Raw genomic sequence first — 12229 nt, 5'->3', positions numbered from 1 at the left:
GCGCGCAAGGCCTAGTCCAACAGCCCGCGCAAGCCATCCTGATAGGTCGGAAAATTCAGCTTCACGCCCAGATCGCGTTTGATCTTGTCATTCCGAACCCGCTTGGATTCCGAATAGAAACTGATCTGCATCGGCGACATTTCGGCCTCCTCGAACAGCACCGTGGGCGGCTCGGGGTATCCCAGCAATGCCGCCGCATAAGACAGCACATCCTCGGGCGGGGCAGGGTTGTCATCGCAGACGTTATAGATCGCACCGGGGTCAGGGTGCCGGATCGACGCCAGCAAAGTCTCGGCAATATCCGCCACATGAATCCGGCTGAACACTTGGTTCGCCTTGATCACCCGCCGCGCCGACCCGTCGCGCACTTTCTCAAACGGGCCACGACCGGGGCCATAAATGCCCGCCAGCCGGAACACCTGCACCGGCAAGCCCGTGGCCAGCCATTGCCGCTCTGCCAGCACGCGCGCCACCGCCCGCCCCGATTGCGGTTTGACCGGGGTTTCCTCGTCCACCCAGCCGCCCTGATGATCACCATAGACGGCGGTGGTCGAAAGATAGCCCACCCATTCCGCCCGCGCCGCCATGATCAGATCACGCACTGCATGCAGGAAAGGGTCGCCCGACCCATCCGGCGCGGCCGAGGCCAGAATATGCGTCGCCTCTCCCAGCGCAGGCCCAATATCGCAGGGCCACAGCAGCGGCTCCACCCCTTGTGCGCGCAAATCCGCAATCCGGTCCGGGGTTTGCGTGGTGCCGATCACCCGCCACCCCAGCGGGATCAGCAACGCCGCCAGCGCCGCCGCCGAATAGCCATGTCCAAGGGAAAGCAAGGTTTTCATCCCGCCTTTATTCCTGCCCGCCCACCGCTTCGCAAGACCCCAGTTCGCCGCAAGCCCGTGTCATCAAGACTTCACTTGCGAAATTGCCCGCTTCGGCCTTAGATGCCCGATCAAAATGAAGAAGATGATATGATGCACGATGAACCCGCTCTGACGCCCACCACCACCAACCACGACTCCTTCACCGATGCCGCCGCCGCCGTTGACCGGCTCGAGGCGCTTTACGCCGACGCGATCGGTTTTCTGTCCCACCATTTCAGCGCCGCAGTAACCGGGTCAAAACCCGCCACCCGCCTGCGCGCCTTCTACCCCGAAATCCGCCTGACGGTCAGCAGCCACATCAAGACCGACAGCCGTTTGGCCTTTGGCCATGTCGCAAGCCCCGGCACCTATGCCACCTCTGTCACCCGCCCCGATCTGTTCCGCAACTATCTGATCCAGCAGATCGGCCTGCTTATGCACAACCACAATGTCGCCGTGCAGATCGGCTATTCCGACACGCCAATCCCGGTGCATTTCGCCGTCGCAGGCAACCCGCTGGTCTCTGTCCCGCAGGAAGGCGTGCTGGAGTTTTCCTTGCGCGATGTGTTCGACGTGCCCGATCTGGCCACCACCAACGACGATATCGTCAACGGCACCCGCACTCACAACGTCGACGGCTCGCAACCGCTTGCGCCGTTCACCGCACAGCGCGTTGATTACAGCCTTGCGCGGCTGTCGCATTACACCGCCACCGATGCGACGCATTTCCAGAACCACGTGCTGTTCACCAACTATCAGTTCTACGTGGACGAGTTCGAAGCCTACGCCCGTACCGCCCTCGCCGACGAAGACACCGGCTACACCAGCTTTGTCGCCACCGGAAATCAGGAAATCACCACGCCCGATGGCGTGATCCTGCCCTCGACCAAAACGCCGCAGATGCCGACCTATCACCTGAAGCGCGCAGATGGGAATGGCATCACCTTGGTCAATATTGGCGTCGGCCCCTCCAACGCCAAAACCGCCACCGACCACATCGCCGTGCTGCGCCCGCATGCCTGGCTGATGGTCGGCCATTGCGCGGGCCTGCGCAACAGCCAGTCCTTGGGCGATTTCTGCCTCGCCCACGCTTACCTGCGCGAGGATCACGTGCTGGATGACGATCTGCCCGTCTGGGTGCCGATCCCGGCGCTGGCCGAGATTCAGATCGCCCTGCAAGAGGCGGTGGCCGAAGTCACCCAACTGGAAGGCTACGAGCTGAAACGCATCATGCGCACCGGCACCGTCGCCACCATCGACAACCGCAATTGGGAACTGCGCGACAAATCCGGCCCTGTCCAGCGCCTGTCGCAATCCCGCGCCATCGCACTGGATATGGAATCCGCCACCATCGCCGCCAACGGCTTCCGCTTCCGGGTGCCCTACGGCACGCTGCTTTGTGTGTCCGACAAACCCCTGCACGGCGAGTTGAAGCTGCCCGGCATGGCCAGCGAGTTCTACAAGACCCAAGTCAGCCGCCATCTGCAAATCGGCATCCGCGCGATGGAGCGCCTGCGCGATATGCCAATCGAGCGGATCCACAGCCGCAAGTTGCGCAGCTTTGAAGAGACTGCGTTCCTTTGACCCAAGGAAATCCCTTATTTTAAGCCAAAAAGGGCTTGCCATCGGGCGCGAAAGCATGAGAAGCCCCTGCCATCACTCTATCAGGGCCCTGAAGAACGAGGGCCGAAAACAAGGACAAGACCATGAACAAAGCCATGACCAAAACCCAACTGGTGGCTGCCATCGCCGACGCAATGGGCGCCGACAAGAAAACCGCAACCGCTGCGCTGGATGCCGTTGCGACCGTTGTGGCGCGTGAAGTTGCGGCTGGCGGCTCGGTGATGCTGCCGGGTCTGGGCAAGATGGCTTGCCGCGAGCGTCCCGAGCGTCAGGTGCGCAACCCCGCCACCGGCGAGACGGTGACGAAAGCTGCCGACAAGCAGGTGAAATTCGCCATCGCCAAAGCCCTGAAAGACAGCGTCAACGCCTGATCCCAGACGGCACCGCCTTTGAAAAGGGTCGCCCACCGGGCGGCCCTTTTTTCGTGCGCCTCAGGCCGCCATCTGGCTTGCATCCGCCGCCAGCACCTTCAGCCGCGCCGGCCGCGCCATGCAGCGCGCCACCCAATCCTTGATCAGCGGATCATCCGGCACATTGTCGAACCACGCATAGGGCGAATGCACCAGCAGATCGGCAGCGGTGAAATGATCACCCAGCAGCCACGGCCCATGCTCCAGCGCCGCCCTGATCCGCGCCGTCACCTCATCCACACCGCGAAACGTCGCCGTCAGCGACGGATGCGCCACCTTGCCAAAATCCAGCACCAGCACCGGCTCCATCACGCCCTGATACCAGTTCATCCAAGTCAGGAACGATCCCCAGGCCGGAGTGCCGACCGCAGGTGCCATATCCGAAGGGAACAGCGTGGTCAGATGGGTCATGATCGCCCCGCGCTCGGTGATGATATGGCCGTCATGCACAAGGCAGGGCGCCTTCTTTTCCGGGTGCGGATTCGCCGCATCAGCAGCCCCCGTGCCAAATCTGGCGCGCACAATGTCAACCAGCCGGATCTCTACCTTGTCGGCGATCCCCATTTCTTCGATCAGCGTGACGATGGCGGTGGACCGCGACTGCGGCGCGTGGAACAGGGTCAGCATTTTCATCTCCGTTGCTTATTTCCATACCGTCACTATGCTCCATCCCTACTGCCAGAAACCGTCAGGATGTCATGGCCAAATCCGACCGATTGTTCCGCCTGTTGACCGCGCTGCGCCTGTTGCCGCAGCCCGTGACAGCGGCCCGCTTGGCCGAGGAAATGGCGGTATCCGAGCGCACGATCTACCGCGACATCGACAGCTTGCGCGCAGGCGGTGCCTTGATCGACGGCGAGGCGGGCGTGGGCTACACGTTGACAGAAGACCCCGCCTTGCCGCCGCAAATGTTCACCCGTATCGAAGTTGAATCGCTGGTGCTGGGTCTGGCAGAAGTGCGCCAGATGGGCGATCCTGCCTTGGCCAAAGCTGCCGAAATGGCAATGGCCAAGATCACCGCGACCCTGCCGGAACGCGTGCAGCGCCAAGCCATCCATGCGGTGTCACGCTCAATCCGGTTTCAGACGCGCACACCACCGCCCGCACATGTCGCCCTGCTGCGCGAAGCCTCTTGGGCGGAACAAGAAGTCAGCCTGACCTATCTGGATCAGAACGGCAGCCAGACGCAGCGCTGCATCTGGCCACTGTCGATTGTGTATTTTGATCAGGCGCTGATGTGTCTGGCATGGTGTTGCCTGCGGCAGGATTTCCGGCGTTTTCATCTGGGCCAGATGCAGGATGTGGCGCTGTCGGGTGCAAGTTTTCGCCCGCGCCGGGTGCCGATGCTGCGCGATTACATTGCCCAAGTGCGCGCTGTGGCGCCACGCTTGGCAGAAACCATTCGGTAAGATAACCGCAGGTTTTTTGGGGTAAACCACCATATATGGTAGAAAACCCCCAAAAAACCTAGCCTATACACAAGTCATTCCCAGCGGGGAAAGATCAAAGCGCCGCAAACCCCGCCTCAAGGCTCGACAAGATCACCTGCACATCCGCCGAGGTCAGAACCAAGGGCGGCGACATGATGATGTTGTTGCCAGACACCCGCACCATCGCGCCCGACTGATACGCCACCGCCTGCACCTTGCCGGGGATGGCCTTGTCAGCGGGCTTTTTCGACGCCCGATCCGCCACCAGTTCCAGCGCGCACATCAAGCCATGCCCGCCACGCACATCGCCAATCAGCGCGTGCTTGGCCTGCAACGCCAGCAGGCCCTGATACAGCTCTGTCCCCCGCGCGGCGGCGTTCACCTTCACGTCCAGCTTCTGCGTTTCCGCCAGACACGCCAGCGCCGCCGCCGCCCCAACCGGATGGCCGGAATAGGTATAGCCGTGGCCGATGGCGGCCTTGCCGGTCTCGTCGGCCTCAAACACCTCGGCCACCCGTTCCGAGATCATCGCAGCCCCAAACGGGAAGTAGCCATTGGTGATCGCCTTGGCGGTGCAGGCGAAATCGGGCTTCACGCCCCAAAGCCTGCTACCCGTCCAAGCCCCAGTGCGCCCGAATGCCGTGATCACCTCATCCGCGATCAGCAAGATGCCATTCTTCCGGCAGATCGCCTCAACCCCCGGCATGAAACTTTCATGCGGCGGGATTACCCCACCCGCGCCCAAAATCGGCTCCATGATAAAGGCCGCAATCGTGCTGGCCCCTTGGAAGGCAATCTCATCCTCCAGCGCCTGCAAGCACAATTGCGCCAGCTTGGCCGGATCGCTTTCGTTGAACGGGTTGCGATAGGTATAGGGGGCCGGAATGTGATGGCAGCCGGGCAACAAGGGTTCATACATGGTGCGGAAATTGGCGTTGCCGTTCACCGAAGCCCCGCCCATATGCGTGCCGTGATAGCCCTTCTTCAGCGACAGGAATTTGACGCGCCCCTGATCGCCCCGGATCTTGTGATACTGCCGCGATAGCCGCAGCGCGGTCTCAACCGAGTCCGACCCGCCCGAGGTGAAGAACGCCCGCACAAGCCCATCCGGCGCGAAGAACTTGCGCAACTCCTCGGCCAGTTCGATGACACAATCGTTCGAGGTGCCGCGGAAGGTCGAATAATACGGCAACCGCTCCATCTGCGCGGTAATCGCGTCTTTCACCGGCTGGCAGGAATAGCCAAGGTTGACATTCCACAGCCCACCCACGCCATCGACCACTTCGTGCCCGTCAATATCAGTAATGCGCACACCCTTGCCGCCGGTGATGATCGCGGGCGGGTTTTTCAGGCTGTCAGAAGGGGCGGTCATCGGATGCCACATGCTGCGGGCATTGTGGGCCTTCAGATAGTTTTCGTCTTTCATCGTCTTTCCTTCCGTCAGGCGGCCAAGCGCCACAATGTCGCGATATCAGCCGGCAAACTGCCGCCCCAAAGCGTGGTGATCTCGGTTCCGGCTTGCAGCAGCGCATGGCGGATTTTCCGCCGCTGCGCCTCACCCATGCGGCTGCCCAAAGCGGCAACGGCGAGTGCCCCGCTGCAACGCCCCAAGGCATCAAACAGCGGCACCGCCATGGAATGCACGTCAGATTCGTACCCGCCCCGGCTTTCGGCATAGCCCAATGCGCGCACATCATTGATGCAGGCGCGCAAGGCAGCCGGAACCGTCTCGGTCGAGCTGGTCAACCGCGGTAAGGGCTGCGCCAGAATCCGGTTGCGAAAGGCTTCCGGCTGAAACGCCAGCACCGCAAGACCTGAGGACGTCGCATGAAACGGCAGGGCCTCGGTATCCTCCAGCATCACTTTGGTGGCATGGGCCGCGCTGTAGGCATGGGCCAAAGGCCGCAGGATGTCGGAGATCAGCAAAGACAAATGCGCCGTCTCTCCAGTCTGCTGCGCCAACCCCTGCAACACCGGCATCGCCGCCTCCCGCGTCGGCACCTGCGCCTCCCGCAAAGCCGCCAACCGCAAAACGCTGGGCCCCAGACGATATTCACGGCCGGTCCCGATCTGCTCGACAAAGCCATTCTCACCAAGCTCAGTGAGCAGGCGAAAACAGGTGGCTTTGTTCAAATCGGCCAGACGCGCCATCTCTGACAGACCGATCAGCGGCCGGGCCTTGGTAAAGTGATCCAGCAGTTCCAGTGCTTTCGAGATCGTTCCCATACTGCGCCCAATGCCCTTTGCGGCCCCAAAGGCCACCCCGTTCATTTCAGTTGACAGAATGTCGCGGGTGCTGTCAAATAAAATCGAACCATTGGTTCAAATAACAAACCGATAGCCGCCGATGAACGGAGGCAGTCAACCGACAGGAAGGGAACGCGCATGACAAATTCCGCATATCCGGGGGTGCCGCATGGCTGAGGCTGGTATTCCATCAAATCAACTCAAGAAAAATTCGCTGGGCGTGGCGGCTGTGACGTTCATGGTGGTGTCTGCGGCAGCGCCGCTGACCGGGGCTGCGGGGGGGATTCCGCTGTCGATGCTCTTGGGCAACGGCATCGGCATTCCCGGCACCTTCCTGATTGTGACGGCGATTCTGCTGATGTTCGCGGCCGGTTACGTCGCAATGTCGCGCCATGTGAAAAACGCGGGCGCCTTCTATGCCTTTGCGGCGCAGGGTTTGGGCGGTCATATCGGCGGCGCGGCGGCGCTGATCGCGATGCTGTCCTATAACGCCATGCAGATCGGCCTGATGGGGCTGTTCGGCTACGCCGCTGCGGGTACCTTCGCGCAGTTTGGTCTGGATCTGCCGTGGTATTACTGGTCCTATGCGGCCATCGCGGTGATCGCGGTGCTGGGATATCGGCAAGTGGATCTTTCCGCCAAAGTGCTGATGGTGCTGGTGTTTTTTGAGTTCGCCATCGTTCTGTTGCTGGATGTCGTCATCCTCGGCAAGGGCGGCGCGAATGGGCTCAATCTGGCGCCCTTCATGCCGGAAAACATCTTTTCGGGCACTTGGTCGATCGGCATCCTGTATTCCTTTGCTGGTTTCATCGGCTTTGAGGCCACCACGATCTATTCCGAAGAAGCGCGCGATCCGCATGTCACCGTGCCGCGTGCCACGTTCCTTTCGGTGCTGGCCATCGGGATTTTTTACTCGATCACCTCTTGGTTGATGGTGATGGGGATTGGCAATGAGCAGTTGATGCCAACCTTGGGCGGCATGGACCCGACGATGTTCCTGTTCCAACTGGGCAGCACCTATCTGGGCGATACCATGTCGATGATCATGGGCATCTTGTTTGTCACTTCGGTGTTCGCGGCTCTGCTGGCCTTCCACAACGCCATCGCCCGCTACATCTTTGTCACCGGGCGCGAGGGCATTCTGCCCGCAGCGGTTGGCTTCACCCACGCGCAGCATCTGTCGCCGCATATCGGTTCGGTGATCCAAACAGTGTTGGCGTTGATCTTTGTGACCGTGTTCGTGGTAAACGGCCTTGATCCGGTGCTGAACTTGTTCTCGTGGCTGTCGCAGCTTGGTACCTTGGGCGTGCTGGGGCTGATGTCGCTGACGTCTTTCGCGGTGATTGCGTTTTTCGCCAAGGATGCGATGGGCGAAAATGCGCTTTCGACCAAGATCCTGCCGGTGGTGTCTGGCGTGATCATGGCGGTGCTGTTCGTCAAGATTTTCATGGATTTCGGCGCGCTGACCGGGGCCGAGGGGCATCTGTCGTGGATGTTGCCGTCCTTGGTGATCGTCGCGGGCGTGGTGGGCATCTTGCTTGCTGCCAAACTGAAAGCGTCTGATCCGGCGAAGTTTGCTGATCTGGGCAAAACCAAAGTCTGATGGAAACCACGAAAGGGCGGCCAGAATCGGTCGCCCTTTTCTATTGTTGCAGGAGCATGTGATGGCCGCCCCCACCCAAAGTGAGATTGATCTTCTGGCCGCAGCGCCTGTGCCTGCGGGTAAGCTGCTGATCAATGGCCAGTGGTTGGAGGGTGAGGCTGGTGAGACGCAAGTGCTTTCGCCGATCAACGGGCAGGTCTTGACCACGACCGCGACGGCATCACAGGCGGATGTGGCACGCGCGGTGGCAGCGGCGCGGGCTAGTTTTGAAAGCGGTCTGTGGTCGCGGATGGCTCCGGCAGGGCGCAAGGCGGTGCTGCATCGGTTGGCCGATTTGATCGAGAAGAACAGCCTTGAACTGGCGGTTCTGGGCGTGCGCGACAATGGCACCGACATCGGCATGGCCCTGAAGGCCGAGCCGGGCAGTGCCGCGGGCACGTTCCGCTATTATGCCGAGGCGATCGACAAGGTTTATGGCGAGATTGCCCCGACAGCCGATAGCATTCTGGCGCTGATCCACCGCGAACCCGTGGGGGTGGTTGCGGCGATTGTGCCGTGGAATTTCCCCCTGATGATCGGCGCGTGGAAGATCGCGCCTGCGCTGGCCGCGGGAAATTCCGTGGTGTTGAAGCCTGCGGAGACCGCCTCACTGACTCTGCTGAAGCTGGCCGAACTGGCGCTGGAGGCGGGTGTGCCGCCGGGGGTGTTCAACGTTGTGACCGGGCCGGGGCGCGTGACGGGCGAGGCGTTGGCGCTGTCGATGGACGTTGATGTGATGGTGTTCACCGGGTCGGGCCCGACCGGGCGGCGGCTGTTGGAATATGCGGCGCGCTCGAACCTGAAGCGGTGCTATCTGGAGCTTGGCGGCAAAAGCCCCAACGTGGTGTTTGCCGACGCGCCCGATCTGGCGGCTGCGGCCAAGGCTGCCGCAACCGCGATCTTCCGCAATGCCGGGCAGGTCTGCGTCGCGGGGTCTCGGTTGTTGGTAGAGGCTTCGGTGCATGATGAATTTGTGTCGCTGCTGGCCGCGAGTGCCGCAAAGATGCCGGTCGGCAATCCGCTGAGCTTGGCCACCCAGATCGGCGCGGTGAACTCTGAAACGCAGTTGCTGGGCAATCTGGGCTTTGTAGCCGATGCGGTGAAAGACGGCGGCAAGATCGTGCTGGGTGGCCGTCGCGCGCTGGTGGAAACGGGCGGCTATTATATGGAGCCGACGGTGGTAACGGGGGTGCGCCCCGAGCATCGGCTGTATCGCGAGGAAGTTTTCGGCCCGGTTCTGGCCGTGACCCCGTTTGCGGATGAGGCCGAGGCGGTAAGGCTGGCCAATGCCAGCGATTTTGGTCTGGCCGCGGGTGTCTGGACGGCCAATCTGGGCCGTGCGCATCGCATGGTTCGCGGCATCCGCGCCGGGGTGGTGCATGTGAACACCTACGGTGGGGCGGATAACTCGGTGCCGCTGGGCGGGGTCAAGCAATCGGGCAACGGCCACGACAAAAGCCTGCATGCGCTGGACAAATACACCGATCTGAAAACCGCCTGGATTCAACTGTAAAGCAAGGCTGAGGCACCTATGGGCAATCGCATCCTGATCATCGGGACCTATGACACCAAGGACGACGAGCTGACCTATCTGGCCGCGGTGATCCGCAAGCAGGGCGGCGAGGTTCTGACGATGGATGTGTCGGTCTTAGGCGATCCCAAGGCTGCGACGGATTTTTCCAAGCATGACGTGGTGGCGGCTGGGGGCACCTCGATTGCGGCGATCATCGCGGCTGAGGATGAGAATATCGCGATGCAAGCGATGGCGCAGGGGGCGGCGGCGCTGGCGGCAGGGTTGCATCGCGCTGGGCGGTTTGACGGGGTGCTGGTGCTGGGCGGGTCGATGGGGACCGATCTCGCACTGGATGTTTGTGCCGCCCTGCCGCTGGGTGTGCCGAAATATGTGGTCTCGACCATCAGCTTCAGCCCGATGATCCCGCCTGCGCGGCTGGCTGCGGATATTCAGATGATCCTGTGGGCGGGGGGGCTTTACGGGTTGAACGCTGTCTGCAAGGCCGCGCTGTCGCAGGCTGCCGGGGCGGTGTTGGGGGCGGCGAGGGCGGTGGAGGTTCCGGCGGTGAAGAAGCCGCTGATCGGGATGACCGGGTTTGGCAAGACCGTGCTGCGCTATATGGTGGCATTGAAACCGGCGCTGGAGGCGCGGGGGTTTGAGGTGGCGGTGTTTCATGCCACGGGCATGGGCGGGCGGGCGTTTGAAAGTCTGGCCGCGGATGGGGCCTTTGCGGCGGTGATGGACTTCGCGCCGCAAGAGGTGGCCAACCATATGTTCGGCTCGGCGATCTCGGCGGGGGAGGATCGGCTGACCGCGGCGGGGCGGGCGGGGGTGCCGCAGATGGTGTCGATGGGTTGCTATGATCTGATTGATTTCGTGGCTTGGCATCCGCTGCCAGAGGCGTTCAAGGACACCCCGGCGCATGCCCATAATCGGCTGCTGACCTCTGTGGTGCAGACCCCGGATCAGCGGCGTTTGGTGGCGCGAGAAATCTGTCGCAAGCTGGCGGGTTCGACCGGGCCTGTGGTGTTTTTCCTGCCCAACCGGGGCGGGCATGAATGGGATCGGCCCGGCGCGCCCTTGGAGGATGCGGCGGGGTTGGCGGCGTTTTGTGAGGAGATGCGGGCGGCCTGCCCTGAACAGGTCGAGCTGGTGGAACTGGACGCCCATATCAATGATGCGGCGTTTTCAGAGGCGGTTCTGGCGCGGTTTGATGACTGGGTGGCCGCAGGTATTGTGAAGCGCTGATGTATGGTCCCGAGTTGGGACCATAAGCCATACCCATAAAAATAAAATACTTAGGTTGATCAATTTAAGGTTCTGTTAAGGTTTGAACGCCCTGCAGGCACAGGCAAAGGTGGGCTGACGTTGGCCACCACAAAGCGAGGGCTTGGCCGATGCCTTGCTGACAACGGTCTTTTTACGCAAATTTGAAGGATTGGCGGCAGTGGGGATTGGCGCTAGGCAAGCGTGAGATTTTGCGAGGTGTGCGGATGCTGACGGCCTATCATTTTGACAACAAACGGCTGGAAATCCTGCCGGAAGGCGCGCCGCTGGAGCATGCCGAATGGATTGATCTGCTGCGCGCAACGCCCGAGGAAGTGGAGGCGGTGCGTGCTTTGGGTGTCGATGTGCCGACGCTGGCGGATATGGAAGAAATCGAAGTCTCGAACCGGCTCTATCACGAAGAAGATATGGATTATCTGACCGTGGTCTTGCCGGGGCAGGATGTAGCGGGTGAGCAGGTGATGAGCCCGGTGTGCTTTGCGGTGGCGCAGGCGCGGCTGGTGACGGTGCGGCATCATTCGCCGCGCCCGTTTGAGACCTATCCGACGCGGGCAGGCAAAAGCAGTTTGGGCTGTTCCACGCCGGACCGGATTTTTCTAGGGCTGATCGAGGAAGTGATCGGGCGGCTGGCGGACCATCTGGAAATCGCCGGGGTTGGTTTGGACAAGGTATCGCGGCAGACCTACCATCCGGGGCCGAAGGGCTATCAGCAAAGCGATCTGGAGAACGCGCTGAGCAATCTGGGCGCAGAGGGCGAGCGGCTGGGCCGGGTGCGGCTGGCGCTGTTGACGCTGGGGCGGGCACTGAACTATGTCGACCAGCTTTTGGGCCATCGTCTGAGTTCCGAGGGCTTGGGGCTGGTGCTGAAGGGCGAGTTGCGCGACATCGAGGCGCTGGAGGTTCACGCGGATTTCCTGTCGTCACGCCTTGGGCTGATGTCGGATGCGACGATGGGGCGGATCAATCTGGCGCAGAATACCACGGTGCGGATTGTGTCGGTGGTGGCGGTGCTGTTCAGCCCGCCGACGCTGATCGCCAGCATCTACGGGATGAACTTTGTGCATATGCCGGAACTGCCGTTGGTGCTGGGTTATCCACTGGCGCTGTTGGGCATGCTGGGTTCGGCGGTGCTGACCTATGCGGTGTTTCGCTGGAAGGGCTGGCTTTGAGAATGTTTCAAAGCGATGCGCCGCCCCGGACTTGATCCGGGGCCA

11 protein-coding genes are annotated in these 12229 nt (G+C 61.7%); 7 read left to right on the top strand and 4 right to left on the bottom strand.

Annotated features, from left to right (window positions below):
* Positions 1 to 11: 11 nt before the first annotated feature.
* The gene (locus tag ACFOGH_RS12780; RefSeq protein ID WP_380073455.1) at positions 12 to 842 is read right to left on the bottom strand and encodes an SDR family oxidoreductase; all 831 of its coding nucleotides are present in this window, start codon (positions 840 to 842) and stop codon (positions 12 to 14) included.
* Positions 843 to 971: 129 nt separating this feature from the next.
* On the opposite strand from ACFOGH_RS12780, the gene ACFOGH_RS12775 reads away from it, so the two are divergent.
* Together ACFOGH_RS12775 and ACFOGH_RS12770 are read left to right on the top strand one after the other, a co-directional pair.
* A complete protein-coding gene (locus tag ACFOGH_RS12775) occupies positions 972 to 2447 on the top strand; it encodes an AMP nucleosidase (protein ID WP_380074005.1) in 1476 nt (491 codons plus the stop codon).
* A gap of 122 nt (positions 2448 to 2569) precedes the next feature.
* Positions 2570 to 2857 carry an HU family DNA-binding protein gene (locus ACFOGH_RS12770; protein ID WP_380073454.1) on the top strand — a complete coding sequence of 96 codons (288 nt, stop codon included), beginning with the start codon at positions 2570 to 2572 and terminating at the stop codon, positions 2855 to 2857.
* 60 nt (positions 2858 to 2917) lie between these two features.
* On the opposite strand, the gene ACFOGH_RS12765 is transcribed toward ACFOGH_RS12770, so the two are convergent.
* Positions 2918 to 3529: a glutathione S-transferase family protein gene (locus ACFOGH_RS12765; RefSeq protein WP_380073453.1), complete on the bottom strand. Its 612-nt coding sequence runs from the start codon at positions 3527 to 3529 to the stop codon at positions 2918 to 2920.
* Positions 3530 to 3594: 65 nt separating this feature from the next.
* On the opposite strand from ACFOGH_RS12765, the gene ACFOGH_RS12760 reads away from it, so the two are divergent.
* Positions 3595 to 4305 carry a helix-turn-helix transcriptional regulator gene (locus ACFOGH_RS12760; protein WP_380073452.1) on the top strand — a complete coding sequence of 237 codons (711 nt, stop codon included), beginning with the start codon at positions 3595 to 3597 and terminating at the stop codon, positions 4303 to 4305.
* A 94-nt stretch (positions 4306 to 4399) separates the two neighbouring features.
* Here the strand turns inward: ACFOGH_RS12760 and ACFOGH_RS12755 are convergent, their stop codons facing one another.
* Both ACFOGH_RS12755 and ACFOGH_RS12750 read right to left on the bottom strand, forming a co-directional pair.
* Entirely contained in the window at positions 4400 to 5752 is a 1353-nt protein-coding gene (locus ACFOGH_RS12755; RefSeq protein WP_380073451.1) for an aminotransferase class III-fold pyridoxal phosphate-dependent enzyme, read from the bottom strand.
* 14 nt (positions 5753 to 5766) lie between these two features.
* Positions 5767 to 6597, bottom strand: coding sequence for an IclR family transcriptional regulator (locus ACFOGH_RS12750; protein WP_380073450.1), 831 nt, complete (start codon positions 6595 to 6597; stop codon positions 5767 to 5769).
* Positions 6598 to 6742: 145 nt separating this feature from the next.
* On the opposite strand from ACFOGH_RS12750, the gene ACFOGH_RS12745 reads away from it, so the two are divergent.
* From ACFOGH_RS12745 to ACFOGH_RS12730, 4 genes are all read left to right on the top strand, one after another.
* Positions 6743 to 8176, top strand: coding sequence for an APC family permease (locus ACFOGH_RS12745; protein WP_380073449.1), 1434 nt, complete (start codon positions 6743 to 6745; stop codon positions 8174 to 8176).
* Positions 8177 to 8237: 61 nt separating this feature from the next.
* The gene (locus ACFOGH_RS12740; RefSeq protein ID WP_380073448.1) at positions 8238 to 9728 is read left to right on the top strand and encodes an aldehyde dehydrogenase family protein; all 1491 of its coding nucleotides are present in this window, start codon (positions 8238 to 8240) and stop codon (positions 9726 to 9728) included.
* A gap of 18 nt (positions 9729 to 9746) precedes the next feature.
* A complete protein-coding gene (locus ACFOGH_RS12735; protein ID WP_380073447.1) occupies positions 9747 to 10976 on the top strand; it encodes a Tm-1-like ATP-binding domain-containing protein in 1230 nt (409 codons plus the stop codon).
* Positions 10977 to 11221: 245 nt separating this feature from the next.
* Positions 11222 to 12184, top strand: coding sequence for a magnesium transporter CorA family protein (locus tag ACFOGH_RS12730; RefSeq protein ID WP_380073446.1), 963 nt, complete (start codon positions 11222 to 11224; stop codon positions 12182 to 12184).
* The last annotated feature ends 45 nt before the right edge of the window (positions 12185 to 12229 follow it).

It is taken from the genome of Cypionkella sinensis, assembly GCF_042646385.1.
Taxonomy (GTDB): Bacteria; Pseudomonadota; Alphaproteobacteria; order Rhodobacterales; family Rhodobacteraceae; genus Cypionkella; species Cypionkella sinensis.
The sequence above is the reverse complement of the archived record's forward strand: the minus strand, read 5'-3'. Positions and strand labels throughout refer to the sequence as shown.